This window comes from Zoogloea ramigera (genome assembly GCF_006539865.1).
Taxonomy (GTDB): domain Bacteria; phylum Pseudomonadota; class Gammaproteobacteria; order Burkholderiales; family Rhodocyclaceae; genus Zoogloea; species Zoogloea ramigera.
This window is the reverse complement of the sequence record NZ_BJNV01000069.1, coordinates 1-22,653: the sequence shown is the minus strand read 5'-3', so window position 1 is coordinate 22,653 and position 22,653 is coordinate 1. Positions and strand designations below refer to the sequence as shown.

At 61.3% G+C, this 22,653-nt stretch carries 37 protein-coding genes; 7 read left to right on the top strand and 30 right to left on the bottom strand.

Translation table 11 applies throughout. The features are described 5' to 3' along the window. Window positions 1-221 precede the first annotated feature (221 nt). Window positions 222-1,091 (top strand): THxN family PEP-CTERM protein, encoded by an 870-nt coding sequence (locus ZRA01_RS16705; protein WP_141354303.1) that lies wholly within the window; start codon window positions 222-224, stop codon window positions 1,089-1,091. Window positions 1,092-1,152: 61 nt separating this feature from the next. Here the strand turns inward: ZRA01_RS16705 and cysB are convergent, their stop codons facing one another. Further along, window positions 1,153-2,094, bottom strand: coding sequence for an HTH-type transcriptional regulator CysB (cysB, locus tag ZRA01_RS16700; protein ID WP_141354301.1), 942 nt, complete (start codon window positions 2,092-2,094; stop codon window positions 1,153-1,155). Between the two features lie 126 nt (window positions 2,095-2,220). Here cysB and ZRA01_RS16695 point away from each other — a divergent pair, with 126 nt between their 5' ends. The 6 genes from ZRA01_RS16695 (at window position 2,221) to cysN (ending at window position 8,258) form a co-directional block, all read left to right on the top strand. Beyond that, window positions 2,221-3,000 (top strand): sulfite exporter TauE/SafE family protein, encoded by a 780-nt coding sequence (locus tag ZRA01_RS16695; protein WP_141354299.1) that lies wholly within the window; start codon window positions 2,221-2,223, stop codon window positions 2,998-3,000. 80 nt (window positions 3,001-3,080) lie between these two features. Further along, the gene (locus ZRA01_RS16690; RefSeq protein ID WP_141354297.1) at window positions 3,081-4,763 is read left to right on the top strand and encodes a nitrite/sulfite reductase; all 1,683 of its coding nucleotides are present in this window, start codon (window positions 3,081-3,083) and stop codon (window positions 4,761-4,763) included. Then, a complete protein-coding gene (locus ZRA01_RS16685) occupies window positions 4,756-5,280 on the top strand; it encodes a DUF934 domain-containing protein (protein WP_141354295.1) in 525 nt (174 codons plus the stop codon). The genes ZRA01_RS16690 and ZRA01_RS16685 overlap by 8 nt, the downstream gene beginning before the upstream one ends. An 11-nt stretch (window positions 5,281-5,291) precedes the next feature. Then, complete coding sequence (locus ZRA01_RS16680) at window positions 5,292-6,017, top strand: phosphoadenylyl-sulfate reductase (RefSeq protein ID WP_141354293.1); 726 nt, start codon at window positions 5,292-5,294, stop codon at window positions 6,015-6,017. Window positions 6,018-6,051: 34 nt separating this feature from the next. Continuing rightward, window positions 6,052-6,987, top strand: a complete 936-nt coding sequence (gene cysD, locus ZRA01_RS16675; protein WP_141354291.1) for a sulfate adenylyltransferase subunit CysD — start codon at window positions 6,052-6,054, stop codon at window positions 6,985-6,987. Beyond that, window positions 6,987-8,258 carry a sulfate adenylyltransferase subunit CysN gene (gene cysN, locus ZRA01_RS16670; RefSeq protein ID WP_371859311.1) on the top strand — a complete coding sequence of 424 codons (1,272 nt, stop codon included), beginning with the start codon at window positions 6,987-6,989 and terminating at the stop codon, window positions 8,256-8,258. The genes cysD and cysN overlap by 1 nt, the downstream gene beginning before the upstream one ends. Before the next feature lie 394 nt (window positions 8,259-8,652). On the opposite strand, the gene rplQ is transcribed toward cysN, so the two are convergent. The 29 genes from rplQ to rpsJ all read right to left on the bottom strand — a co-directional run bounded on the left by rplQ (window position 8,653) and on the right by rpsJ (window position 22,597). Next, on the bottom strand, window positions 8,653-9,054 hold the full coding sequence (gene rplQ, locus ZRA01_RS16665; RefSeq protein WP_141354287.1) for a 50S ribosomal protein L17: 402 nt from the start codon (window positions 9,052-9,054) through the stop codon (window positions 8,653-8,655). A 26-nt stretch (window positions 9,055-9,080) separates the two neighbouring features. After that, the gene (locus ZRA01_RS16660; protein ID WP_141354285.1) at window positions 9,081-10,061 is read right to left on the bottom strand and encodes a DNA-directed RNA polymerase subunit alpha; all 981 of its coding nucleotides are present in this window, start codon (window positions 10,059-10,061) and stop codon (window positions 9,081-9,083) included. A gap of 42 nt (window positions 10,062-10,103) precedes the next feature. Next, a complete protein-coding gene (gene rpsD / locus ZRA01_RS16655; protein ID WP_141354283.1) occupies window positions 10,104-10,733 on the bottom strand; it encodes a 30S ribosomal protein S4 in 630 nt (209 codons plus the stop codon). 14 nt (window positions 10,734-10,747) lie between these two features. Next, window positions 10,748-11,137, bottom strand: a complete 390-nt coding sequence (gene rpsK, locus ZRA01_RS16650) for a 30S ribosomal protein S11 (RefSeq protein ID WP_141354281.1) — start codon at window positions 11,135-11,137, stop codon at window positions 10,748-10,750. 13 nt (window positions 11,138-11,150) lie between these two features. Continuing rightward, window positions 11,151-11,513 (bottom strand): 30S ribosomal protein S13, encoded by a 363-nt coding sequence (rpsM, locus tag ZRA01_RS16645; protein WP_141354279.1) that lies wholly within the window; start codon window positions 11,511-11,513, stop codon window positions 11,151-11,153. Window positions 11,514-11,566: 53 nt separating this feature from the next. Beyond that, the gene (gene rpmJ / locus ZRA01_RS16640) at window positions 11,567-11,680 is read right to left on the bottom strand and encodes a 50S ribosomal protein L36 (protein WP_079432668.1); all 114 of its coding nucleotides are present in this window, start codon (window positions 11,678-11,680) and stop codon (window positions 11,567-11,569) included. 24 nt (window positions 11,681-11,704) lie between these two features. Further along, a complete protein-coding gene (gene infA, locus ZRA01_RS16635) occupies window positions 11,705-11,923 on the bottom strand; it encodes a translation initiation factor IF-1 (protein ID WP_141354277.1) in 219 nt (72 codons plus the stop codon). Window positions 11,924-11,927: 4 nt separating this feature from the next. After that, window positions 11,928-13,190, bottom strand: coding sequence for a preprotein translocase subunit SecY (gene secY / locus ZRA01_RS16630; RefSeq protein ID WP_246093715.1), 1,263 nt, complete (start codon window positions 13,188-13,190; stop codon window positions 11,928-11,930). Between the two features lie 71 nt (window positions 13,191-13,261). Beyond that, window positions 13,262-13,702 (bottom strand): 50S ribosomal protein L15, encoded by a 441-nt coding sequence (rplO, locus tag ZRA01_RS16625; RefSeq protein ID WP_141354273.1) that lies wholly within the window; start codon window positions 13,700-13,702, stop codon window positions 13,262-13,264. After that, on the bottom strand, window positions 13,703-13,885 hold the full coding sequence (gene rpmD / locus ZRA01_RS16620; RefSeq protein WP_141354271.1) for a 50S ribosomal protein L30: 183 nt from the start codon (window positions 13,883-13,885) through the stop codon (window positions 13,703-13,705). 3 nt (window positions 13,886-13,888) lie between these two features. Further along, entirely contained in the window at window positions 13,889-14,413 is a 525-nt protein-coding gene (gene rpsE / locus ZRA01_RS16615; RefSeq protein ID WP_141354269.1) for a 30S ribosomal protein S5, read from the bottom strand. Window positions 14,414-14,425: 12 nt separating this feature from the next. Then, window positions 14,426-14,779, bottom strand: coding sequence for a 50S ribosomal protein L18 (rplR, locus tag ZRA01_RS16610; RefSeq protein ID WP_141354305.1), 354 nt, complete (start codon window positions 14,777-14,779; stop codon window positions 14,426-14,428). Window positions 14,780-14,791: 12 nt separating this feature from the next. After that, the gene (gene rplF, locus ZRA01_RS16605; RefSeq protein WP_141354267.1) at window positions 14,792-15,325 is read right to left on the bottom strand and encodes a 50S ribosomal protein L6; all 534 of its coding nucleotides are present in this window, start codon (window positions 15,323-15,325) and stop codon (window positions 14,792-14,794) included. A gap of 12 nt (window positions 15,326-15,337) precedes the next feature. Then, a complete protein-coding gene (gene rpsH / locus ZRA01_RS16600; RefSeq protein ID WP_141354265.1) occupies window positions 15,338-15,733 on the bottom strand; it encodes a 30S ribosomal protein S8 in 396 nt (131 codons plus the stop codon). Between the two features lie 10 nt (window positions 15,734-15,743). Further along, window positions 15,744-16,049, bottom strand: coding sequence for a 30S ribosomal protein S14 (gene rpsN / locus ZRA01_RS16595; RefSeq protein ID WP_141354262.1), 306 nt, complete (start codon window positions 16,047-16,049; stop codon window positions 15,744-15,746). Window positions 16,050-16,056: 7 nt separating this feature from the next. Further along, a complete protein-coding gene (rplE, locus tag ZRA01_RS16590; RefSeq protein WP_141354260.1) occupies window positions 16,057-16,596 on the bottom strand; it encodes a 50S ribosomal protein L5 in 540 nt (179 codons plus the stop codon). A gap of 9 nt (window positions 16,597-16,605) precedes the next feature. Continuing rightward, the gene (gene rplX, locus ZRA01_RS16585; protein WP_141354258.1) at window positions 16,606-16,920 is read right to left on the bottom strand and encodes a 50S ribosomal protein L24; all 315 of its coding nucleotides are present in this window, start codon (window positions 16,918-16,920) and stop codon (window positions 16,606-16,608) included. A gap of 9 nt (window positions 16,921-16,929) precedes the next feature. Next, window positions 16,930-17,298, bottom strand: a complete 369-nt coding sequence (rplN, locus tag ZRA01_RS16580; protein WP_141354256.1) for a 50S ribosomal protein L14 — start codon at window positions 17,296-17,298, stop codon at window positions 16,930-16,932. Between the two features lie 150 nt (window positions 17,299-17,448). Then, entirely contained in the window at window positions 17,449-17,718 is a 270-nt protein-coding gene (gene rpsQ / locus ZRA01_RS16575) for a 30S ribosomal protein S17 (protein ID WP_141354254.1), read from the bottom strand. Further along, complete coding sequence (gene rpmC / locus ZRA01_RS16570; RefSeq protein ID WP_141354252.1) at window positions 17,715-17,909, bottom strand: 50S ribosomal protein L29; 195 nt, start codon at window positions 17,907-17,909, stop codon at window positions 17,715-17,717. The genes rpsQ and rpmC overlap by 4 nt, the downstream gene beginning before the upstream one ends. A gap of 3 nt (window positions 17,910-17,912) precedes the next feature. After that, window positions 17,913-18,326: a 50S ribosomal protein L16 gene (rplP, locus tag ZRA01_RS16565; RefSeq protein WP_079432654.1), complete on the bottom strand. Its 414-nt coding sequence runs from the start codon at window positions 18,324-18,326 to the stop codon at window positions 17,913-17,915. Beyond that, entirely contained in the window at window positions 18,295-19,119 is an 825-nt protein-coding gene (rpsC, locus tag ZRA01_RS16560; RefSeq protein WP_141354250.1) for a 30S ribosomal protein S3, read from the bottom strand. The genes rplP and rpsC overlap by 32 nt, the downstream gene beginning before the upstream one ends. Window positions 19,120-19,128: 9 nt before the next feature. After that, the gene (rplV, locus tag ZRA01_RS16555; RefSeq protein WP_141354248.1) at window positions 19,129-19,458 is read right to left on the bottom strand and encodes a 50S ribosomal protein L22; all 330 of its coding nucleotides are present in this window, start codon (window positions 19,456-19,458) and stop codon (window positions 19,129-19,131) included. A gap of 12 nt (window positions 19,459-19,470) precedes the next feature. Then, window positions 19,471-19,746: a 30S ribosomal protein S19 gene (gene rpsS / locus ZRA01_RS16550; RefSeq protein ID WP_141354246.1), complete on the bottom strand. Its 276-nt coding sequence runs from the start codon at window positions 19,744-19,746 to the stop codon at window positions 19,471-19,473. Between the two features lie 10 nt (window positions 19,747-19,756). Next, window positions 19,757-20,584, bottom strand: coding sequence for a 50S ribosomal protein L2 (gene rplB / locus ZRA01_RS16545; RefSeq protein ID WP_141354244.1), 828 nt, complete (start codon window positions 20,582-20,584; stop codon window positions 19,757-19,759). A gap of 5 nt (window positions 20,585-20,589) precedes the next feature. After that, on the bottom strand, window positions 20,590-20,895 hold the full coding sequence (rplW, locus tag ZRA01_RS16540; protein ID WP_141354242.1) for a 50S ribosomal protein L23: 306 nt from the start codon (window positions 20,893-20,895) through the stop codon (window positions 20,590-20,592). Further along, window positions 20,892-21,512, bottom strand: coding sequence for a 50S ribosomal protein L4 (rplD, locus tag ZRA01_RS16535; protein ID WP_141354240.1), 621 nt, complete (start codon window positions 21,510-21,512; stop codon window positions 20,892-20,894). The genes rplW and rplD overlap by 4 nt, the downstream gene beginning before the upstream one ends. Window positions 21,513-21,523: 11 nt before the next feature. Continuing rightward, window positions 21,524-22,168, bottom strand: coding sequence for a 50S ribosomal protein L3 (gene rplC / locus ZRA01_RS16530; protein ID WP_141354238.1), 645 nt, complete (start codon window positions 22,166-22,168; stop codon window positions 21,524-21,526). A gap of 117 nt (window positions 22,169-22,285) precedes the next feature. Beyond that, window positions 22,286-22,597 (bottom strand): 30S ribosomal protein S10, encoded by a 312-nt coding sequence (rpsJ, locus tag ZRA01_RS16525; protein ID WP_079432648.1) that lies wholly within the window; start codon window positions 22,595-22,597, stop codon window positions 22,286-22,288. Window positions 22,598-22,653 lie beyond the last annotated feature (56 nt).

Here is a 22,653-nt window from a genome sequence, read left to right as displayed (position 1 = left end):
GCTAGGAGCAGCCTGGAGATGTCGGTAGTTTTTACGCCATTTCAATCGACCGCCACCCCACCACAATCATCCAAAACGTCAAAACCTTTGCCGCCAGCGCCACTCAGCGAAATTTGACGTTTCTGGCACGGCCTATGCAACAAGAAACGTAACCAAGGCAATCCAGCTTTTCAGCGTCAAGACCCTTGCAGCGCAAGCTGCCAATTTGAACGGGAGCGATCATGAAACGCATCAGCCGCAACAGCTTCAGGTCCAGAACCCTCGGCATCGCCGGCGCGCTGGCCCTCTGTTTCTCCGCAACGGCCCAGGCCGATGCCATCGACGGAATCATCGACACCTGGCAGGTGGATGTCTCCACCATCTTCGACACGGCAAGCATCTGCGACAGCACCGGCGACTGCACCGCCCCCACCGGCGTGACCGTCATCGACAACCAGACGCTGCGCTGGGGCAGCTCCACCGGGCAGGGCGTGAGCGGCCTGCAGATCAGCAACTCGCCGGCCAGCGGCAACGTGGTCACCAACGGCGCCGCCGTGAACAACGTCTCGATCACCCACCTCAACCGGCCGATAACGGGCACCACGCTGAGTTCGGTGGACATCCTGTCGACCCTGACCCTGACGCCGGTCTCCCCCGCGGGCAGCGCGCTCCCCCCCGTCACGATCACCTTCGGGGTGGATTACCTGGAAACCGACAACGGCGCCACGCCCTGCGCCGATGGCGGCATCAACGGGGTCGGCGTGAACGTGAATGGCTGCGCAGACATCTACGTGACCGATGTGAAGTCGCTCAACTTCGGCTTCACCTACGACTTCGACGGCGCCGGTTCGCTGTTCGGCGATCAGACCTATTACATCAGCTTCTTCGAGGCGACGAACGGCCTCAACACGCTGTCTGCAGATGCCTGCGCGGCGGTGGGCGCGAGCTACCCCTGCCTCGGCTTCGAGACACCCGAAGGCCAGGACACGACGGTGAACTTCGCCTCGCTGATCACCACTGAGAAAGTGGTCATCAATGTCCCAGAACCCTCGACCCTGGCCCTCGGCGGCCTCGGGCTGGTGGCGCTGGCGGGCCTGCGTCGCCGTAATTGAGCGCATTGCCGGAACACGGCAAGGTGTTCCGTTTGCCGGGGCTCTGCCCCGGTTTTTTCGTTTACAGCCCCGGATCCTCGCCACCGCCGGCCAGCGCCGCATCCACCACCCGGCGGCTCAGGTGCGGCGCGAAGAGCTCGATGAAGGCATACACGTAGCCACGCAGCCAGGAGTTGCGGCGCACCCCGATGCGGGTCGTGCTGGACTCGAAGAGATGGGCCGCGTCGACCATCCCCAGCCCGCGATCGACCGCCGGGTCGTAGGCCATCCGCGCCAGAATCCCGACCCCCAGCCCCATCCCCACGTAAGTCTTGATGATGTCCGAGTCGATGGCGGTGAGAACGACGTTGGGCTTCAGGCCGCGCCCCAGGAAAGCCTTGTTGATCTGGTTGCGCCCGGTAAAGGCGAAGTCGTAGGTGATCAGCGGGTGGCGGGCGATGGCCTCTAGGGTCAGCGGCGGGGTGCTCAGGATGGGGTGGCCCTGGGGGGCGATCACGCAGCGGTTCCACTGGTAGCAGGGCAACATCACCAGGTTGTGCTCTTCGGCGATGGCCTCGGTGGCGATCGCGATGTCCGCCTCGCCCGACAGCACGTACTCGCACACCTGGCGCGGGCTGCCCTGGTGCAGCGACAGGCGCACGTTGGGGTAGCGCGTCATGAAGGCCTGGATCACCGGCGGCAGCGCGTAGCGCGCCTGGGTGTGGGTGGTGGCGATGGAGAGGCTCCCGCTCGCCTCGTTGCTGAACTCGGCGCCCACCTGGCGCAGGTTGTCCACATCGAGGAGCATGCGCTCGGCGATCGCCAGCACCTGCCGCCCCGGCTCGGTGATCGCCACCAGCCGTTTGCCGTGGCGCACGAAGATCTCGACGCCGAGCTCCTCCTCGAGCAGGCGGATCTGCTTGGAGACACCGGGCTGGGACGTGAACAAGGCCTCGGCCGCCTCGGACACGTTGAGCCCGTGCCGGGCCACTTCGAACACGTAACGCAGTTGCTGGATGTTCATGGCGTCACCTTTTGGACCACGCGACCGGGCCTATATAACTTTTTGTTCTTTTAGTTTAACTCGACAAGCCTATTTCTCCATAATCGCTCCCATTACAATGCGGCGCTCAAGATATCGAGGCGCATCATGGACATCGCTTACACCACAGCCGGCTTCTCCGTCGGCGCCATCGTCGGCCTCACCGGGGTCGGCGGAGGCTCGCTGATGACGCCGCTGCTGGTTCTGCTGTTCGGCATACACCCCTCGGTGGCGGTCGGCACCGACCTGCTCTACGCCGCCATCACCAAGGCCGGTGGCACCCTGGCCCACGGCCTGAAGGGCACCGTCGACTGGTCGATCACGCGCCGCCTCGCCTATGGCAGCATCCCTGCTGCGGCGCTGACCCTGCTGGTGCTCGGCCAGGTGGCGCCAGGCGGCATCGGCGGCGCGACGGGGCTCATCAAGGTCGCCCTGGGCGTGGCGCTGCTGCTCACCGCGGTGGCGATCATCTTCCGCAAGCAGATCCAGGACTTCGCCCTCCGCCACTCGGAGGGGCGTGAGAACCCGCGCCGCACCGCCACCCTCACCGTCGTCACCGGCGCCGTACTCGGCGTGCTGGTGTCGATCTCGTCGGTGGGTGCCGGCGCTCTCGGCGTCAGCGCGCTATTCTTCCTCTACCCCCGCCTGCCGACCCTGCGCATCATCGGCAGCGACATCGCCCACGCGGTGCCCCTCACCCTGGTGGCGGGCATCGGCCACTGGATGCTGGGCAGCGTCGACTGGTCGCTGCTGGGCAGCCTCTTGATCGGCTCGCTGCCAGGCATCTGGCTGGGCAGCCACATCTCCACCCGCGTGCCCGACCGGGTGCTGCGCCCCATCCTGGCCGGCATGCTGGTCCTGGTGGGCAGCAAACTCATCGCGGCCTGAGCGCCCCAACAGACACCGGCCCTCCGGGGCTTCCAAGGAATCCCGGGGCAGCCCGGCCAGAAAACCAACAGGAACACAGAATGTACCGCTACGATCCCTACGACCAGAGAATCGTCGACGAACGCGTCGCCCAGTTTCGCGACCAGACCCGCCGCTACCTGGCTGGCGAGCTGACCGACGAAGAGTTCCGCCCGCTGCGCCTGCAGAACGGCCTGTACATCCAGCGCCACGCCCCGATGCTGCGGATCGCCGTGCCCTACGGCCTGCTGTCGTCGGCCCAGGTGCGCGAGCTGGCCCGCATCGCCCGCACTTACGACAAGGGCTACGCCCACATCACCACGCGCCAGAACGTCCAGTTCAACTGGCCCGAGCTCAAGGTGGTGCCCGAGATCCTGGCCGGCCTCGCCACCGTGCAGATGCACGCCATCCAGACCTCCGGCGCCTGCATCCGCAACATCACCTCAGACCCCTTCGCCGGCGTCGCCGCCGACGAATACCTCGACCCGCGCCCGTGGTGCGAGATCCTGCGCCAGTGGAGCACCTTCCACCCCGAGTTCGCCTTCCTGCCGCGCAAGTTCAAGATCGCCGTGAATGGCGCCGCCGAAGACCGGGCCGTCATCCAGTGCCACGACATCGGCCTCGAGCTCAAGCGCGATGCCGCCGGCGAAATCGGCTTCCGCGTGCTGGTCGGTGGCGGCATGGGCCGCACGCCCATCATCGGCGAAGAAATCAACGCCTTCGTGCCCTGGCAGGACATCATCACCTACTGCGAGGCGATCCTGCGTGTGTACAACCGCTACGGCCGCCGCGACAACCTCTACAAGGCGCGCATCAAGATCCTCGTCAAGGCGCTGGGCGTGGCCGAATTCAAGCGCCAGGTCGAGGAAGAGTGGGCCTTCGGCAAGGGCGGCCCGAACACCCTCACCGAAGCCGAACTCACCCGCGTGGCCGGCCACTTCACGACGCCGGCCTACGAGACGCTGCCCTCTGATGACGCCAGCTACGTGAGCCAGCGCGCCGCCAACCCGGCCTTCGCCGCCTGGGCCCGCCGCAACGTGATCGCCCACCAGCAGCCCGGCTACGCTGTGGTGGTGCTGTCGCTGAAAGACCCGAAGCGCGCCCCCGGCGACATCACCGACGCCCAGCTCGAGCTGGTGGCCGAGCTGGCCGACGCCTACAGCTTCGGCGAAGTCCGCGCCACCCACGAGCAGAACCTGGTGCTCGCCGACGTCAAGCAGTCCGACCTCTTCGCGGTGTGGGAAAAGGCCCGCGCCGCCGGCCTCGCGACGCCCAACTTCGGCCTCCTGACCGACCTGATCTGCTGCCCCGGTGGCGACTTCTGCGCGCTGGCCAACGCCAAGTCGATCCCCATCGCCAACGCCATCCAGGCCCGCTTCGACGACCTGGACCACCTCTACGACATCGGCGACATCGAGCTCAACATCTCCGGCTGCATGAACTCCTGTGGCCACCACCACGTGGGCCATATCGGCATCCTCGGCGTCGACAAGAACGGCGAGGAGTGGTATCAGGTCAGCCTCGGCGGCAGCCAGGGCAACCAGACCAGCCTCGGCAAGGTGATCGGCCGCTCATTTGCGGCGGCCGAAATGCCCGACGTGATCTCGAAGATCATCGACGTCTACCTGGGCCAGCGCCAGCCCGGCGAGCGCTTCATCGAAACTGTCCGCCGCACCGGCCTCGACCCCTTCAAGCTCGGCGTGTATGGCGAAGCCGCCGTCACCGAAAGGAAGCAAAATGCCTAAGCTCATCAAGAACGGCCGCCTCGTCGACGACAGCGCCGAAATCCTCGTCCTCGACGAGAGCCAGGCCCCCGAGGCACTCAGCCTCCCGGCCGGCCCGGTGTTCGTGCCCATGGCCGTGTGGCAGGCCCACAAATCGGCCTTCAGCGGCCGCAGCGACGTCGGCGTGTGGCTCGACAGCCACGACAACGTCGAAGACCTGGCGCCCGACCTGGAAGACCTCTCCGCGGTCGCCCTCAACTTCCCCAAGTTCACCGATGGCCGCGCCTACTCGGCCGCCGCGCTGCTGCGCAGCCGCTACGGCTTCAAGGGCGAGATCCGCGCCATTGGCGATGTGCTGCGCGACCAGTTCTTCTTCATGCAGCGCTGCGGCTTCGACGCCATCCAGCCCAAGACCGGCAAGTATTCCGACGCGCAGCTCGAGGAGAGCCTGGCAAGCCTCAAAGACTTCTCGGCGCCCTACCAGGCCGCCGTCGACCAGCCGGAACCCCTTTTCCGCCGCGCCCAGCGCGCAACCTGAGCGAGGCGCCCATGCACCCCAACCAGAACCCCAAGCTCGACAACCCGGCCCTGCTGGCCAGCGTCGACAGCAAGACCGCCCAGCTGAAGGCCGACCTCGCCGCCTGGGCCGCCGAGCTGCCGGCCATCACGATGGCCAACAGCCTGGGCGCCGAGGACATGGTGCTCACCGACGTGATCGCCACCGCCGGCCTGCCGATCGAGATCTTCTCCCTCGACACCGGCCGCCTGCCCCTCGAAACCTATGACCTGATGGCCCGCGTGCAGCAGCATTACGGGCTCAAGCTGAAGTTCTTCTACCCGAAACACGAAGCCATCGAGGCCTTCACCCGCGAGCACGGCATCAACGCCTTCTACGACAGCGTCGAGCTGCGCAAGGCCTGCTGCCACGCCCGCAAGGTGGAGCCCCTCGGCCGCGCGCTGGCCGGCAAGCAGGCCTGGATCACCGGCCTGCGCGCCGAGCAATCCACCACCCGCACCGACCTGCCCAAGCGCCAGTTCGACGAGGGCAACGGCCTGGTCAAGTTCAACCCGCTGGCCGAGTGGACCGAGAAAGAAGTGTGGGCCTACATCCGGCTGAACAAGGTGCCCTACAACGCCCTGCACGACAAGTTCTACCCCAGCATCGGCTGCGCCCCCTGCACCCGCCCGATTTCCATCGGCGAAGACGTGCGCGCAGGGCGCTGGTGGTGGGAGAATCCCGAATCCAAGGAATGCGGCCTGCACGTCAAGAAGTAACGGGCGGCCCACGCCACATCAACCGAGTAAATCAATGTCGACGCTCACCAAACAAACCCTGAGCCACCTGGACTGGCTCGAATCGGAAGCCATCCACATCATGCGTGAAGTGGCCGGCCAGTGCAGCAACCCCGTGCTGCTCTTCTCCGGCGGCAAGGACTCCATCTGCATGCTGCGGATCGCCGAGAAGGCCTTCCGCCCGGGCAAGTTCCCCTTCCCGCTGATGCACATCGACACCGGCCACAACTACCGCGAAGTCGTCGAGTTTCGCGACAAGCGCGCCGCCGAGCTCGGCGAGCGCCTGATCGTGCGCTCGGTCGAAGACTCCATGAAGCGCGGCACCGTGGTGCTGAAGAGCGAGAACGAATCCCGCAACAAGCACCAGTCGGTGACGCTGCTCGAGGCCATCGAGGAGTTCGGCTTCGACGCCTGCATCGGTGGCGCCCGCCGCGACGAAGAAAAGGCCCGCGCCAAGGAACGCATCATGAGCTTCCGCGACGAGTTCGGCCAATGGGACCCGAAGAACCAGCGCCCCGAACTGTGGAACCTCTACAACGCCCGCAGCCACAAGGGCGAGAACATCCGCGCCTTCCCGATCTCCAACTGGACCGAGATGGACGTGTGGCAGTACATCGAGCGCGAAGGCCTCGAGCTGCCCTCCATCTACTTCGCCCACACTCGCCCGGTGGTTATCCGCCAGGGCGCCATCGTGCCGGTCAATGTGCCGCTGATGAACGGCGAGTTGACCAACCTGCCGAAGGCCGGCGAAGAGATCGTCGACCTGCAGGTGCGCTTCCGTACCGTCGGTGACATCTCGTGCACGGCGCCGGTAGAGTCGGCCGCTGACAACGTCGAGAAGATCGTGGTCGAGACCGCCACCACCACCATCACCGAGCGCGGCGCCACCCGTCTGGACGACCAGACCAGCGAAGCCTCCATGGAACAACGCAAGAAAGAAGGTTACTTCTGATGAGTACCCAGCACGTAGAAGACCGGGGCCTGCTGCGCTTCCTGACCTGCGGCTCCGTTGACGACGGCAAGAGCACCTTGATCGGCCGCCTGCTGTTCGACACCAAGGCGATCCTGGCAGACACCCTGACCGCCATCGAGAAGACCTCCAGCAAGCGCGGCATGACCGCCGTCGACCTGTCGCTGCTCACCGACGGCCTGCAGGCCGAGCGCGAGCAGGGCATCACCATTGACGTCGCCTACCGCTACTTCTCCACCGGCACCCGCAAATACATCATCGCCGACGCGCCGGGCCACGAGCAGTACACCCGCAACATGGTCACCGCGGCGTCCACGGCCAACGTCGCGATCATCCTGATCGACGCGCGCAAGGGCGTGCTCACCCAGACCCGCCGCCACAGCTACCTGACCAAGCTCGTGGGCATCCCCCACGTCGTCGTGGCCGTTAACAAGATGGACCTGGTGGACTACGACCAGGCCACCTACGATCGCATCGTTGGCGAATACAAGGCCTTCGCCGACCAGATCGGCCTGACCGACGTGCGCTTCATCCCGCTGTCAGCCCTCAATGGCGACATGATCGTCGACCGCGGCGAACGCCTCGATTGGTATGACGGCCCGACGCTGATCGACATCCTCGAAGCGGCCCCCGCCGCCCACACCGAGAAGGCCGAAAGCTTCCGCTTCCCGGTTCAGTACGTGTGCCGGCCCCAGGCCTCCGACGATCCGGCGCTGCACGACTACCGTGGTTTCATGGGGCGCGTCGAAGCCGGCGAGATCAAGGTCGGCGACACCGTGACGGTGCTCCCCAACGGCCTCACCACCCGAGTCAAGGACATCCAGCTGTACGGCGAGTCGCTGCCCAAGGCCATCCATGAGCAATCGGTGACCCTGCTGCTCGAAGACGAGATCGACATCTCCCGCGGCGACATGATCGTCGCCGCCGGTGAAGCGCCCGCCCAGAGCAAGCAGGTCGAGGCCCTCGTCTGCTGGCTCTCGGAAACGCCGCTGTCACCCGCCCGCACCTACTGGCTGCGCCACACGACCCGTGAAGTGAAGGCCAAGGTTGCGAGCATCGCCCACCGGGTCGACATCAACACCCTCGCCAATGACTCGGCCACGACGCTGGCCATGAATGACATCGCCCGCCTTACCCTGAAGCTGGCACAACCCGTGTTCGCCGACAGCTACACGGAGTCCCGCGCCACCGGCGCCTTCATCCTGATCGACGAATCCACCAACAACACCGTTGGCGCGGGCATGATCGTCTGACGATCTCCGCTCCGCGAGACCAAAGCCCGCCCGGCGCAAGCCCGGCGGGCTTTTTTTGGCTCATCGCAACCGGCGCTCCGCCGTTGTCGCCACCGATCCCACAAGACAAGATGAGGGGTACGCAAGACGAGAACTCTAAAAGAATACAGCAACGCTCGCCCTCAGGAGCCCGCTCCGGCTCAGAGCCACTACGCCCTTCAGACTCCAATTGGGACCGCCCCCGGTATTCGGCGACGTTTTGACTTTACAGCGGTCTGGCTGACAGTCACTTACAAACCATCCTTCCCGTCACCACGACGGAACGGACTGCACCATTCGCTGCGCTGTGCGCGATGCCTGGCGTACCGGCGAAAAAAAAGCCAGCTTACGCTGGCTTTCTTCTGGATCGCGCCGCTTACGCAGCAGCCTGTTCGGCTTGCGGCTCAGCAACTTCGCCTTCCGGACGATCAAGCAGCTCGACGAAGCACATCGGAGCGTTGTCACCATCACGGAAACCACACTTCAGGATACGCAGATAACCACCATTACGGGTGGAGAAACGCGGACCCAGTTCGTCGAAGATCTTGACGACGATGTCACGATCCCGGAGACGATCGAAGGCCAGACGACGGTTGGCCAGGCTCGGCTTCTTGCCGAGGGTGATCAGCGGCTCAACAACCTTGCGCAGCTCCTTGGCCTTCGGCACGGTGGTCTTGATGACCTCGTGACGCAGCAGGGAGTTTGCCATGTTGCGCAGCATAGCCTGACGGTGGCTGCTGGTGCGGTTGAGCTTGCGAAGACCGTTACGGTGACGCATTTGGAATTACCTCTTCTTCGTTACGCTCAACCGAGCTTTTCCAGCCCGGCCGGCGGCCAATTTTCAAGTTTCATGCCCAGCGTCAGACCGCGCGAGGCAAGGACTTCCTTGATCTCGTTCAGCGACTTGCGGCCCAGGTTGGGCGTCTTGAGCAGTTCGGTTTCGGTGCGCTGGATCAGATCACCGATGTAGTAGATGTTCTCGGCCTTCAGGCAGTTCGCAGAGCGAACCGTCAGCTCGAGATCATCGACCGGACGCAACAGGATCGGATCGATGGCAGGCGCCTTGGGAGCTTCCACCGCGGTCGGCGTACCCTCGAGGTCTGCAAACACAGACAGCTGATCCATCAGAACGCGCGCAGCAAAACGCACGGCCTCTTCCGGATCAACGGCACCGTTGGTCTCGATGTCCAGCACCAGACGATCCAGATCGGTGCGCTGCTCGACGCGAGCGCTTTCCACCGAATAGCTGACGCGGCGAACCGGGCTGAACGAAGCGTCCAGAACGATACGGCCGATGGTCTTGGTCTCGCCGGCCGCCGGGCGCTGATTGCCAGGCACGTAGCCGCGGCCCTGCTCGACCTTGATTTGCAGATCAAGCTTGCCGCCAGGTGCCAGGTGCGCAAGCACATGGTCCGGGTTGATGACTTCGACGTCGTGGGAAACTTCGATATCCGCAGCGGTAACGACGCCCTCGCCAGCTTTCACCAGCGACAGCGTAGCTTCGTTACGACCATGCAGCTTGAGGACAACACCCTTCAGGTTCAGCAGCAGGTCGACAACGTCTTCCCGCACACCATCCAGCGTCGAGTACTCATGCAGTACGCCCTCGATCGACACCTCGGTCGGCGCGTAGCCCGGCAACGAGGAGAGCAGGATCCGGCGGAGCGCATTGCCAAGCGTGTGACCGAAGCCGCGTTCAAACGGCTCCATGGTCACGCGGGCATGCACCGGCGAAACGTTCTGCACCTCGATGATGCGCGGTTTCAGCAGAGCATTACTTTGCATCGACAATCCTTCTATAGAGTCGCGCCAGAGGCGCGACCACCATTAACGCGAATACAGTTCGACAACCAGACCTTCGTTCAGGGTCGCAGGCAGCTCAGCGCGCTGCGGATAAGCCTTGAACGTACCCTTGCCGGCCTTGGCATCGACAGCCAGCCACTCGGGGAAGCCGCGGGAGTCGGCTGCTTCGAGCGCGGCCTTGACGCGCAGCTGGTTGCGGGCGGTATCGGTCAGGGCGATCTCATCGCCAGGACGAACCGTGTAGGACGGAATGTTCACGCGCTTGCCATTGACCAGGACGCCGTTGTGACGGACAACCTGGCGGGCCTCGGCACGGGAAGCGCCAAAGCCCATCCGGTAGGCGACGGCATCCAGACGGCCTTCGAGGAGCTGCAGAAGGTTTTCACCCGTCTGGCCCTTGCGACGATCGGCTTCGGCGTAGGTCTTGCGGAACTGACGCTCGAGAATGCCGTACAGGCGACGGATCTTCTGCTTTTCACGCAGTTGGACGCCATAACCGGACAGACGCTGACCGGACTTCTGGCCGTGCTGACCAGGTGCGTAGGAGCGACGCTCGATCGCACACTTGTCGGTAAAGCACTTTTCGCCCTTGAGAAAGAGCTTTTCACCCTCGCGACGGCACTGACGGCACTTCGGGTCAAGATTACGAGCCACTGTTCAACTCCTTGTCAGATACGACGCTTCTTCGGCGGACGGCAGCCGTTGTGCGGGATCGGCGTGATATCGGTGATCGTCGTGATCTTGATACCCAGCGCGTTAAGCGCCCGAACGCTGGACTCGCGGCCAGGGCCGGGGCCCTTCACACGCACTTCCAGATTCTTGATGCCGCACTCGACGGCGACCTTGCCAGCCGCTTCGGCGGCAACCTGGGCAGCAAACGGGGTGCTCTTGCGGGAGCCCTTGAAGCCGGCGCCACCGGAGGTAGCCCACGACAGCGCGTTGCCCTGGCGATCGGTGATCGTGATGATCGTGTTGTTGAAAGAAGCGTGAACGTGGGCGATGCCCTCGGCCACGTTCTTCTTGATCTTCTTGCGAACCTTCGCAGCAGTCTTTGCCATGTCTTATCCCTGATTACTTCTTGCCGGCGATCGCCTTGCGCGGACCCTTGCGGGTGCGGGCATTGGTACGCGTGCGCTGGCCACGAAGGGGCAAACCACGACGATGGCGCACCCCGCGATAGCACCCCAGGTCCATGAGGCGCTTGATACTCATCGTCACTTCACGGCGCAGGTCACCTTCAACGGTGAACTTCGCGACTTCGTCGCGCAGCCGTTCCATGTCCGACTCAGTCAGATCCTTGATCTTGACGGAGCGACCGATACCGGCCGCATCACAGATCTGTTGCGCACGAGTGCGCCCGATACCGAAAATCGCGGTAAGCGCGATCTCGGTGTGCTTGTGGTTGGGAATGTTTACCCCTGCAATGCGGGCCATGCGTTCACCCCAAAATGCTAAACGTTAAATTATAAAGAATGCGGGTGACCGCATCAACCCTGACGCTGCTTGTGGCGCGGATCCGTACAGATCACGCGAACGACACCTTTGCGACGGACAATCTTGCAGTTTCTGCAAAGCCGCTTGACCGATGCTTGAACTCTCATTTCTAGCTCCTGACTACTATTCTGTTATTTCGCTCGGAAAACGATCCGGGCCCTGCTCAAATCATACGGCGTCAACTGCACCGTTACCTTGTCGCCAGGAAGGATCCGGATGTAATGCATCCTCATCTTCCCCGAGATGTGGCCAAGGACGAAGTGGCCATTTTCAAGTTTCACCCTGAAGGTCGCATTGGGGAGATTCTCGAGAACCTCACCTTGCATCTCGATGTAGTCTTCCCTCGACATGAACCTACTTGAGCGCGGACCGCGACCCCTTGAAGTTAGCCTTCTTCAACAGGCTTTCGTACTGGTGGGACATGATGTAGGCCTGAACCTGGGACATGAAGTCCATCGTCACCACCACGATGATCAACAAGGACGTCCCACCAAAGTAAAACGGAACGTTCCACTCCAGGATCAGAAACTCCGGCAGCAAACATACCAAGGTGATGTACACCGCCCCTGCCAGGGTCAGCCGCATCAGGATCTTGTCGATGTATCGCGCCGTCTGCTCGCCAGGACGAATCCCGGGAACAAAAGCCCCGCTCTTCTTCAGGTTATCCGCCGTCTCCTTCGAGTTGAAAACGAGGGCCGTGTAAAAGAAACAGAAGAAAACAATCGCTGCCGCGTACAAAATCACGTAAATCGGCTGACCAGGAGCCAGAGTGGAACCCAGATCCTTCAACCAGGTCATGCTCTCGGACGAACCGAACCACTGAGCGAGCGTTGCCGGAAAGAGGATTATGCTCGAGGCGAAGATCGGCGGAATCACTCCCGACATATTCAGCTTGAGCGGAAGGTGAGAGCTCTGACCGCCGTAGATCTTGTTACCGACCTGACGCTTCGCGTAATTCACGAGGATCTTGCGCTGCCCCCGCTCAACGAACACCACAACACCCGTCACAACCACCACCAGCACGCAGATCACGAGAGCCGTGAAAGGATGCATGGCACCGGTGCGTACGAGCTCGAAGAGACCACCGAGCGAATTCGGCAAACCAGCAGCGATACCCGCAAAGATGATGATCGAAATGCCGTTACCCAAGCCACGCTCAGTGATCTGCTCACCAAGCCACATCAGGAACATTGTCCCGGTGACAAGAGTGGAGACAGTCACGAAGCGGAACATCAGGCCGGGATCAAGAACAAGACCCTGCTGCGATTCCAGCGCGACAGCGATGCCAAGACCCTGAAACAAGGCCAAGGCCAGCGTGCCGTAACGCGTGTACTGAGTAATCTTCCGACGGCCGCCCTCGCCTTCCTTCTTCAGCGCCTCCAGCTGCGGCGACGCAACGGTAAGCAGCTGCATGATGATCGACGCCGAAATATACGGCATGATCCCCAAAGCAAAGATGGTGAAACGGGATAGCGCTCCGCCAGAGAACAGGTTGAAAACCCCGAGGATGCCGCCCTTTTGACTCTTGAACAGATCCGCCAACGCCACCGGATCGATGCCCGGCACCGGGATGTGAGCACCGATTCGATAAACAATCAGGGCCCCCAAAAGGAACATCAAGCGACGCTTGAGATCCCCGAACTTTCCCGGTGCCGCCAGCGCGGACTGCTGATTAGCCACGCTGAACCTTACTCGGCAGACTGCACGGAACCACCGGCGGCTTCGATAGCAGCCTTGGCACCCTTGGTAGCAGCCACACCACGCAGATTCACCTTGCGGGTGATGACACCGGACAGCACCACTTTGGCAGCGAGCGCGTCAGCGGCAACGATGCCAGCCTGCTGCAGAACGAGCAGATCGACGTCTTCAACCGGCAGAGCTTCAAGCTCGGACAGGCGAACTTCACCGATACGGGCACGAGTCAGCGAAACGAAGCCGCGCTTCGGCAGACGACGCTGCATCGGCATCTGGCCGCCCTCGAAACCAACCTTGTGGAAGCCACCAGTACGGGACTTCTGACCCTTGTGACCACGACCGGCAGTCTTGCCCAGGCCGCTACCAATGCCACGGCCCACGCGCTTCGCAGCGTGCTTGGCGCCAGCAGCAGGTTTAATCGCATTCAAGCGCATTTAAGCCTCACACTTAACGAGGTAGGCAACCTTGGTGATCATCCCGCGAACTGCGGGAGTATCCTGCAGTTCCACCGTGTGGTGGAGACGGCGAAGGCCAAGACCGCGAACGGTTGCACGATGGGACTGCTTGGTACCGATAACGCTCTTGACGAGCGTGACTTTCACTTTCTTATCGGACATGACTTACCCCTGGATCTCTTCAACCGTCTTGCCACGCTTGGCGGCGATCACGGAAGGAGCATTGGTGGCCATGAGGCCGTTCAGCGTGGCACGCACCACATTGTACGGATTCGTGGAGCCGATCGACTTCGCAATGATGTCGGTCACGCCCATCACCTCGAAAACAGCGCGCATCGCACCGCCGGCAATGATGCCGGTACCGGTGGGAGCCGGCTGCATCAGGACCGACGAAGCGCCATGCTTGCCGATCACGGAGTGATGCAGAGTGCCGTTCTTGAGGGACACCTTGTTCATCTTGCGACGGGCTTCTTCCATCGCCTTCTGCACGGCGACCGGAACTTCGCGGGACTTGCCCTTGCCCATCCCGACGCCACCATCACCATCGCCAACCACGGTCAGAGCGGCGAAACCGAGAATACGGCCGCCCTTCACAACCTTCGTGACACGGTTGATGGACACCATCTTTTCGCGCAGGCCGTCATCACGCTCGTCAGAGGCCTGAACTTTTTTACTTTGCTGCTTAGCCATGTTCAACCTCGCTTAGAACTTCAGACCGCCTTCGCGGGCGGCATCGGCAAGCGCCTTAACGCGGCCGTGGTACTGGAAGCCCGACCGGTCGAAAGCGACCGCCTCGATGCCTGCAGCCTTGGCGCGTTCGGCAATCAGCTTGCCCACCAGCTCAGCGGCAGCCTTGTTGCCACCGTTCGCCACCTGGGCGCGCACATCCGCTTCCACGGTGGAAGCAGCTGCCAGCACCTTGGAGCCACAGCCAGAGATGACTTGCGCGTAGATATGGCAGTTGGAACGGAACACGGACAGACGGACTGCCTTCATTTCCGCAATCTTGGCACGGGTTTTCCGTGACCGGCGCAAACGCGTTTCCTTCTTGTTGATCATGATCCGCCCTTACTTCTTCTTGGTTTCTTTCAAGGTAACCACTTCGTCCGAGTAACGGACACCCTTGCCCTTGTAGGGCTCCGGCGCGCGATAGGCACGGACTTCAGCAGCAACCTTGCCGACAACCTGCTTGTCGACACCCTTGATAACGATTTCCGTCTGAGTCGGCGTCTCCACCTTGATGCCGACAGGCATCTGGTGGACAACCGGGTGCGAGAAACCGAGGCTGAGGTTCAGCTTGTCACCTTGGGCCTGGGCACGATAACCCACACCAACCAGGTTCAGCTTGCGCTCGAAACCCTTGGAAACGCCGGTCACCATGTTGTTCACCAGCGCGCGCAGCGTACCGGACATGGCGTTGCCATTCACGGCGCCTTCGATGGCAGAACACTGCACACCAGCTTCGCCATGCTCAACCTTGACCGACGGATGCACAGCCTGCGCCAGGGAGCCCAGCGGGCCCTTCACGACGATCTGGCCTGCATCGATCTTGACTTCCACACCAGCCGGAATAACGACCGGGTTCTTGGCTACACGGGACATTGCAACCCTCCCTTAAGCCACAACGCAGAGCACTTCGCCGCCAGCACGGGCAGCGCGCGCAGCGCGGTCAGTCATCACACCCTTCGGCGTGGAAACAATCGCCACACCAAGGCCGTTCATAACGCGGGGCAGATCATCGCTACCCTTGTAAACACGGAGGCCAGGGCGGCTGACGCGTTCAATGCGTTCGATAACCGGGCGACCGGCGTAATACTTGAGCGACAGCGCCAGCTCGGCCTTGCCGTCGTCTTGAGAGACAGCGAAGTCGTCGATGTAGCCTTCGCTCTTCAGAACCTTGGCGATGGCAACCTTCAGCTTGGAGGAAGGCATCGCGACAGAGCTCTTTTGCGCCTGCTGCGCGTTGCGAATCCGCGTCAGCATATCGGCGATCGGATCAGACATGCTCATCTTCGACCCCTTACCAGCTTGCCTTGGTCATGCCAGGAACTTCACCGCGGAAGGCAACTTCGCGCAGCTTGTTACGGCACAGACCGAATTTACGAAAGACACCACGCGGACGACCGGTCTGCTCGCAGCGGTTACGCTGACGGGACGGGCTCGAATTACGCGGCAGTTGCTGCAGCTTGAGACGCGCAACCATGCGCTCTTCATCCGACAGCTTGGCGTTGTTGATCTGTTCGAACAGAGCAGCACGCTTGGCTGCGAACTTTGCAACCATCTTCGCGCGCTTCTCTTCGCGATTGATCAGAGACAGTTTCGCCATAAAACCCTCAGTTCTTGAAAGGGAACTTGAACGCGGCGAGCAGAGCGCGCGCCTCGTCGTCCGTCTTGGCCGTCGTCGTGATGCTGATATTCATCCCGCGGAGAGCATCGATCTTGTCGTACTCGATTTCCGGGAAGATGATCTGCTCCTTGACGCCCAGGTTGTAGTTGCCACGGCCATCAAAACCCTTGCCGGCGATACCGCGGAAGTCGCGGATACGGGGCATGGCGATCGTGACCAGGCGATCCAGAAATTCGTACATGCGGGGGCCACGCAACGTGACCATGCAGCCGATCGGATAACCATCACGAATCTTGAAGCCGGCGATCGACTTCTTCGCCTTGGTGGTAACGGGCTTCTGACCAGCGATCTTCTGAAGATCGCCAACCGCGTAATCCAGAACCTTCTTGTCACCCACAGCCTCACCCACACCCATGTTCAGGGTGATCTTGGTGATGCGCGGGACTTCCATGACCGACGTGTAGCCGAACTTCTGGAGAAGCTCAGGCGCAACGGTCTCTTTGTAGAATTCTTGCAGGCGCGCCATGACTACTCCTTAAGCATCCACTACTTCGCCGTTGGACTTGAAGACACGCACCTTGCGGCCATCTTCGAGCACCTTGAAGCCGACGCGATCAGCCTTCTGGGTCGCGGAATTGAACACCGCAACGTTCGAGGCCTGGATCGGCATTTCTTTTTCGACGATGCCGCCGACCTCACCCTTCATCGGGTTCGGACGCACGTGCTTCTTGACACGGTTGATACCCTCAACGACAACCACATCGCCGTCGACGCGGAGCACCGTGCCACGCTTGCCCTTGTCTTTGCCCGTAAGGACGGCAACTTCGTCGCCTTTGCGAATCTTGTTCACAACTACTCCTTAGAGAACTTCGGGCGCCAGGGAGACGATCTTCATGAACTTTTCGGTACGCAGCTCGCGCGTGACCGGTCCGAAGATACGCGTACCGATCGGCTCGCCCTTGTTGTTAAGCAGGACCGCAGCATTGCGATCGAACTTGATCAGCGAGCCATCCGGACGACGCACGCCCTTGGCGGTACGAACCACCACAGCGCTGTAAACGTCACCCTTCTTGACACGACCACGCGGGGCCGCATCCTTGATACTCACCTTGATGATGTCACCCACACCGGCGTAGCGACGCTTGGAGCCGCCCAACACCTTGATGCACATCACATAACGCGCGCCGGTATTATCGGCGACGTCCAGCATCGTTTGCATTTGGATCATTTAAACTCTCCAACTTGACACGCTATTGGCGGCCAGTTTTGGATCCCGTTCGGGTTGATTGGACTTGCACAGGAACCGTGCAAGAGCAAAGACGGCAATAATAATGGCTTGCCAATCTCTTGGCAAGCCATTTATACGTACAGCTACAACTTAAACTGCTACGACCTTCTCGAGAACCTGGATGACGCGCCAAGTTTTCGTCTTTGAGATCGGACGGCACTCCTCGATTTGCACGAGATCGCCTTCCGCAGCCTCCGTACCGGCTTCAACGTGAGCGTGGTACTTGGCGGTACGCTTGATCACCTTGCCATACAGCGGGTGCTTCACGCGGCGCTCAACCAGAACGGTCACGGTGTTGGTCATCTTGTCGCTGACAACACGGCCAACTTCAACGCGCTTGTTTTTTACTTGATCGTTCATTTCGCACCCGCCTTCTCACGAAGAATGGTTTTGACCCGGGCGATGTCCTTACGAACCTTGCCGAGTTGCGAAGTATTGCTCAGCTGCTGAGTCGCGATCTGCATGCGCAGGCTGAATTGAGCCTTCAGCAGTTCGAGCAGTTCAGCGTTGAGCTGGCTGGCGTCCTTCGCCCGCAATTCCGAAACATTCATGATTTACCCCACCATCCGGACAACGAAGACGGTTTCGATCGGCAGCTTGGCAGCCGCGAGACGGAAAGCCTCGCGCGCCAGCGCTTCATCCACACCATCCATTTCGTACAGCACCTTGCCCGGCTGGATCTCGGCAACCCAGTACTCCGGGCTACCCTTACCGTTACCCATACGCACTTCCGCCGGCTTTTGCGAGATCGGCTTGTCCGGGAAAACGCGAATCCAGATACGACCACCCCGCTTGATATGACGGGTCATGGCACGACGGGCAGATTCGATCTGGCGAGCAGTAAGACGACCACGCCCAACCGCCTTCAGACCGTACTCGCCAAAGCTTACCTTGGCACCGCGGGTGGCGAGACCCTTATTGCGGCCCTTCTGCTCCTTACGATACTTCCTTCTCGACGGCTGCAGCATCATTCACTCCCGCTTCTTTCTTGATCCGTTTTGCACCATCAGCCTGATCGCCGCCAGTGCGGCGCGCGGGCCGCTTGGCACCCGGCTTGCTGTCGGCACCCTCATTGCGACGACGGCCTCGGCGGTTATCGCCTTCGTTGTCCGTCGCAGCAGGCTGCTCGTTACGGGCGAGAGCCTCGCCCTTGTACACCCACACCTTGATGCCGATCACACCATAGGTGGTGTGGGCTTCGGACACGCCGTAGTCGATGTCGGCGCGCAGGGTGTGCAGGGGCACACGACCTTCGCGATACCACTCGGTACGAGCGATCTCAGCACCGTTCAGACGACCGGAGCTCATGATCTTGATGCCCTGAGCACCCAGACGCATTGCGTTCTGCATCGCACGCTTCATTGCACGGCGGAACATAATGCGCTTCACGAGCTGCTGGGAAATCGAGTCAGCAATCAGCTGAGCATCGGTTTCCGGCTTGCGAACTTCTTCGATGTTCACATGCACCGGCACACCCATGATGCCCTGCAGATCAGCCTTCAGCTTCTCGATGTCTTCGCCCTTCTTGCCGATCACAACACCCGGACGGGCGCTGAAAACGGTGATCCGGGCGTTCTTGGCCGGACGCTCGATGACGACACGGCTCACGGAAGCGTGCGCAAGCTTCTTCTTCAGATGCTCGCGAACCTTCAGGTCCTCGTTCAGCATCGTGGCGAAGTCGCTGCCAGCAGCAAACCAGCGGGAGCCCCAGTTACGCGTTACGGCCAGGCGAAAGCCGGTCGGATGGATTTTCTGTCCCATGGGTTCTCCTTACTCTCCGACCGTCACGTAGATATGGCAGGTCGGCTTGCTGATGCGGTTACCGCGACCCTTCGCACGAGCGGTGAAACGCTTGAGCGTCATGCCTTGCTCGACATAGATCGACTTCACACGCAGCGCGTCGATATCGGCGCCATCATTGTGCTCAGCATTCGCGATTGCCGATTCGACAACCTTCTTGATGATCTTCGCGCCCTTTTTGGGGCTGAAGGTCAGAATGTTGAGCGCCTGCTCGACCGACTTGCCGCGGACGAGATCCGCAACCAGACGACCTTTCTGTTCCGACAGGCGAACGCCGCGGAGAATGGCTTTGGTTTCCATCGTCATTTCCCCTTAGCGCTTGGCCTTCTTGCTGGCGGCGTGACCCTTGAACGTACGGGTGAGCGCGAATTCGCCGAGCTTGTGACCAACCATGTTTTCAGAAACGTACACCGGGATGTGCTGACGGCCGTTGTGCACAGCGATCGTCAGGCCAACAAAATCCGGCAGCACCGTGGAGCGACGCGACCAGGTCTTGATCGGGCGCTTGTCATTCGAGTCCCGTGCCGCATCCACCTTCTTCAGGAGGTGAGCGTCGATAAACGGGCCCTTCTTAATAGAACGTGCCATGTCTTACCTCTTATCGCTTGTGCCGACGCTGAACAATCATCGAGTCGGTACGCTTGACGCTACGGGTCCGATAACCCTTGGTCGGCTGACCCCACGGGCTGACAGGCACACGGCCTTCGCCAGTACGGCCTTCGCCACCACCGTGCGGGTGATCAACCGGGTTCATCGCCGTACCGCGGACGGTCGGGCGGATACCACGCCAGCGATTCGCACCAGCCTTGCCGATCTTGCGCAGGCTATGCTCTTCATTACCGACTTCACCGATGGTGGCACGGCATTCGATGTGCACACGACGGATTTCGCCGGAGCGCAGGCGCACCTGAGCGTAGATCCCTTCGCGAGCAAGCAGCTGGACCGAGGTACCAGCGGCACGCGCCAGCTGGGCACCCTTGCCAGGAATCATCTCGACGCAGTGCAGGGTCGTACCCACCGGAATATTCCGGATCGGCAGAGCATTGCCGGACTTGATCGGGGCTTCGGAACCACTGACGATCGCCTGACCCACCACCACACCCTTCGGGGCGATGATGTAGCGACGCTCGCCGTCGGCGTAGCACAGCAGCGCGAGGTGCGCAGAGCGGTTCGGGTCGTACTCGAGACGCTCGACCTTGGCAACGATGCCATCCTTGTTGCGACGGAAATCGACGAGACGATAGTGCTGCTTGTGACCACCGCCCTTGTGACGAGTGGTGATGTGGCCGTTGTTGTTACGGCCAGCGGTCTTCGACTGCTTCTCGACGAGCGAGGCAACCGGAGCACCCTTGTGCAGGTTCGGGCTGACGACCTTGACGACCGCACGGCGGCCGGCGGAAGTCGGTTTGACTTTAACGAGTGCCATATTGCTTACTCCCCGGCCGCGAAGTTGATTTCCTGGCCCGGCTTCAGGCAGACATACGCCTTCTTCCAGCCCTTGCGGCGGCCAATCATCTTGCCGAAGCGCTTTTCCTTGCCTTTGACGTTGGCAACCTGCACGGCCTTCACTTCAACCTTGAAGAGAAGCTCGACCGCCGCCTTGACTTCAGGCTTGGTTGCATCGCTGGCAACGCGAAACACCACTTGCTCATTCTTGTCGGCGATGTAGGTCGCCTTTTCAGAGATTTGGGGAGCGAGCAGCACCTGCATCAGACGCTCTTCCTTGAATGCGCTCATTGCCACATCTCCTCCATCTTGGCAACGGCACCCTTGGTGACGAGCACCTTCGGGAAACGCACCAGGGAAACCGGATCAGCTTCGCTGACGTCCAGAACGAGAACGTTCGGGAGGTTGCGGGCCGACAGGTACAGGTTTTCATCAAAGGAATCGGTGATCACCAGAACCGACTCGAGGCCCATGCCCTTGAGCTTCTGGGCGAGGAGCTTGGTCTTCGGCGCTTCAACCGCAAAACCTTCGATGACCGACAGACGATCTTCGCGGGCGAGTTGCGACAGGATCGCAGCAACACCGGCGCGGTACATCTTGCGGTTAACCTTGTGGGAGAAGTTCTCGTCCGGCTTGTTCGGGAAGGCACGACCGCCCCCACGCCAGATCGGGCTCGAACTCATACCGGAACGGGCGCGACCCGTGCCTTTTTGACGCCACGGCTTGTGGGTCGTATGGGACACTTCGTCACGGCCCTTCTGGGCACGATTGCCAGAGCGGGCGTTGGCCATGTAAGCAACGACGACCTGATGAATCAGGGCCTCATTGTACTCACGACCAAACAGCGCGTCGGACGCCTGAAGGGTCGCAGACGCCTGACCCTGTTCGTTCAACAGCTTCAGTTCCATCACGCCTCCAGTCAGTTACCCGCCTTGACGGCAGGGCGAACAACTACATCGCCGCCATCATGGCCGGGCACACCGCCCTTGATCAACAACAGGCCGCGCTCAACATCAACGCGAACCACTTCCAGATTCTGCACGGTGCAGCTGACGGCACCGAGGTGACCGGTCATGCGCTTACCCGGGAAAACGCGACCCGGATCCTGCGCCATACCGATGGAACCCGGCACGTTGTGACTACGGGAGTTACCGTGGGTCTGACGACCGGAAGCGAAGTTGTGACGCTTGATGGTACCGGCATAGCCCTTACCAATCGAAACACCACTCACATCAACCTTTTGACCGACAGCAAAGATATCGACACCAACGACATCGCCAGCCTTCAGGGAAGACAGACGATCAGCATCGACACGGAATTCCTTCAGCACATGACCCGCTTCAACGCCTGCTTTGGCGAGATGACCGGCCGCAGCCTTATTCACCCGGCTCGCACGACGAACGCCGAAGGTCACCTGGACGGCAGAATAGCCATCCGTTTCAGCCGATTTGATCTGGGTCACACGGTTGTTGGACACGTCCAGCACAGTCACCGGAATGGAAGCACCATCCTCGGCAAAAATGCGAGTCATGCCCACCTTGCGCCCGACAAGGCCTAGACTCATTTTATTCTCCTTACCCTGGTTGCGATTGACCAGGACCGATTGCAATTACAAGATGCGCCAAAAAGCACAAGGGCCGGATTATATCGGCCCTTGCACCAATAACGCAATACTTTTGATTTACTGCAGCTTGATCTCGACGTCAACGCCAGCCGGCAGGTCCAGCTTCATCAGCGCATCGACGGTCTTGTCGGTCGGATCCACGATATCCATCAGACGCAGATGGGTACGGATCTCGAACTGATCGCGAGAGGTCTTGTTGACGTGCGGCGAACGAAGCAGGTCGAAACGCTCGATACGCGTCGGCAGCGGCACCGGGCCACGGACGACAGCGCCGGTGCGCTTCGCGGTATCGACGATCTCAAGGGCCGATTGATCGATCAGCTTGTAGTCGAAGGCCTTGAGACGGATACGGATCTTCTGGTTTTGCATTTTGTTTCCCAAAGAGCTGTCGGTGCGGCACACCATGCGCCGCACCCATGTCAATA

What these genes read in the sequence shown, in the direction of transcription:
- ZRA01_RS16705 (WP_141354303.1), top strand. Translation starts at nt 222, where the DNA reads ATGAAACGCATCAGCCGCAACAGCTTCAGGTCCAGAACCCTCGGCATC.
- rpsJ (WP_079432648.1), bottom strand. Translation starts at nt 22,597, where the DNA reads ATGCAAAACCAGAAGATCCGTATCCGTCTCAAGGCCTTCGACTACAAG.
- rplN (WP_141354256.1), bottom strand. Translation starts at nt 17,298, where the DNA reads ATGATCCAAATGCAAACGATGCTGGACGTCGCCGATAATACCGGCGCG.
- rpsE (WP_141354269.1), bottom strand. Translation starts at nt 14,413, where the DNA reads ATGGCTAAGCAGCAAAGTAAAAAAGTTCAGGCCTCTGACGAGCGTGAT.
- rpsM (WP_141354279.1), bottom strand. Translation starts at nt 11,513, where the DNA reads ATGGCCCGCATTGCAGGGGTAAACATTCCCAACCACAAGCACACCGAG.
- ZRA01_RS16690 (WP_141354297.1), top strand. Translation starts at nt 3,081, where the DNA reads ATGTACCGCTACGATCCCTACGACCAGAGAATCGTCGACGAACGCGTC.
- cysN (WP_371859311.1), top strand. Translation starts at nt 6,987, where the DNA reads ATGAGTACCCAGCACGTAGAAGACCGGGGCCTGCTGCGCTTCCTGACC.
- rpsC (WP_141354250.1), bottom strand. Translation starts at nt 19,119, where the DNA reads ATGGGACAGAAAATCCATCCGACCGGCTTTCGCCTGGCCGTAACGCGT.
- ZRA01_RS16685 (WP_141354295.1), top strand. Translation starts at nt 4,756, where the DNA reads ATGCCTAAGCTCATCAAGAACGGCCGCCTCGTCGACGACAGCGCCGAA.
- rpmD (WP_141354271.1), bottom strand. Translation starts at nt 13,885, where the DNA reads ATGTCCGATAAGAAAGTGAAAGTCACGCTCGTCAAGAGCGTTATCGGT.
- cysD (WP_141354291.1), top strand. Translation starts at nt 6,052, where the DNA reads ATGTCGACGCTCACCAAACAAACCCTGAGCCACCTGGACTGGCTCGAA.
- rpmJ (WP_079432668.1), bottom strand. Translation starts at nt 11,680, where the DNA reads ATGAGAGTTCAAGCATCGGTCAAGCGGCTTTGCAGAAACTGCAAGATT.
- rplQ (WP_141354287.1), bottom strand. Translation starts at nt 9,054, where the DNA reads ATGCGTCACCGTAACGGTCTTCGCAAGCTCAACCGCACCAGCAGCCAC.
- rpsK (WP_141354281.1), bottom strand. Translation starts at nt 11,137, where the DNA reads ATGGCAAAGACTGCTGCGAAGGTTCGCAAGAAGATCAAGAAGAACGTG.
- rplB (WP_141354244.1), bottom strand. Translation starts at nt 20,584, where the DNA reads ATGGCACTCGTTAAAGTCAAACCGACTTCCGCCGGCCGCCGTGCGGTC.
- rpsQ (WP_141354254.1), bottom strand. Translation starts at nt 17,718, where the DNA reads ATGAACGATCAAGTAAAAAACAAGCGCGTTGAAGTTGGCCGTGTTGTC.
- ZRA01_RS16680 (WP_141354293.1), top strand. Translation starts at nt 5,292, where the DNA reads ATGCACCCCAACCAGAACCCCAAGCTCGACAACCCGGCCCTGCTGGCC.
- rplO (WP_141354273.1), bottom strand. Translation starts at nt 13,702, where the DNA reads ATGCGCTTGAATGCGATTAAACCTGCTGCTGGCGCCAAGCACGCTGCG.
- rplP (WP_079432654.1), bottom strand. Translation starts at nt 18,326, where the DNA reads ATGCTGCAGCCGTCGAGAAGGAAGTATCGTAAGGAGCAGAAGGGCCGC.
- infA (WP_141354277.1), bottom strand. Translation starts at nt 11,923, where the DNA reads ATGTCGAGGGAAGACTACATCGAGATGCAAGGTGAGGTTCTCGAGAAT.
- rplD (WP_141354240.1), bottom strand. Translation starts at nt 21,512, where the DNA reads ATGGAACTGAAGCTGTTGAACGAACAGGGTCAGGCGTCTGCGACCCTT.
- ZRA01_RS16695 (WP_141354299.1), top strand. Translation starts at nt 2,221, where the DNA reads ATGGACATCGCTTACACCACAGCCGGCTTCTCCGTCGGCGCCATCGTC.
- cysB (WP_141354301.1), bottom strand. Translation starts at nt 2,094, where the DNA reads ATGAACATCCAGCAACTGCGTTACGTGTTCGAAGTGGCCCGGCACGGG.
- rpmC (WP_141354252.1), bottom strand. Translation starts at nt 17,909, where the DNA reads ATGAATGTTTCGGAATTGCGGGCGAAGGACGCCAGCCAGCTCAACGCT.
- ZRA01_RS16660 (WP_141354285.1), bottom strand. Translation starts at nt 10,061, where the DNA reads ATGCAAAGTAATGCTCTGCTGAAACCGCGCATCATCGAGGTGCAGAAC.
- rplC (WP_141354238.1), bottom strand. Translation starts at nt 22,168, where the DNA reads ATGAGTCTAGGCCTTGTCGGGCGCAAGGTGGGCATGACTCGCATTTTT.
- rpsN (WP_141354262.1), bottom strand. Translation starts at nt 16,049, where the DNA reads ATGGCGAAACTGTCTCTGATCAATCGCGAAGAGAAGCGCGCGAAGATG.
- rplE (WP_141354260.1), bottom strand. Translation starts at nt 16,596, where the DNA reads ATGGCGCGCCTGCAAGAATTCTACAAAGAGACCGTTGCGCCTGAGCTT.
- rpsS (WP_141354246.1), bottom strand. Translation starts at nt 19,746, where the DNA reads ATGGCACGTTCTATTAAGAAGGGCCCGTTTATCGACGCTCACCTCCTG.
- rplF (WP_141354267.1), bottom strand. Translation starts at nt 15,325, where the DNA reads ATGTCCCGTGTAGCCAAGAACCCGGTCGTTATTCCGGCTGGTGTGGAA.
- secY (WP_246093715.1), bottom strand. Translation starts at nt 13,190, where the DNA reads ATGTTCCTTTTGGGGGCCCTGATTGTTTATCGAATCGGTGCTCACATC.
- rpsH (WP_141354265.1), bottom strand. Translation starts at nt 15,733, where the DNA reads ATGAGCATGTCTGATCCGATCGCCGATATGCTGACGCGGATTCGCAAC.
- rplW (WP_141354242.1), bottom strand. Translation starts at nt 20,895, where the DNA reads ATGAGCGCATTCAAGGAAGAGCGTCTGATGCAGGTGCTGCTCGCTCCC.
- rplV (WP_141354248.1), bottom strand. Translation starts at nt 19,458, where the DNA reads ATGGAAACCAAAGCCATTCTCCGCGGCGTTCGCCTGTCGGAACAGAAA.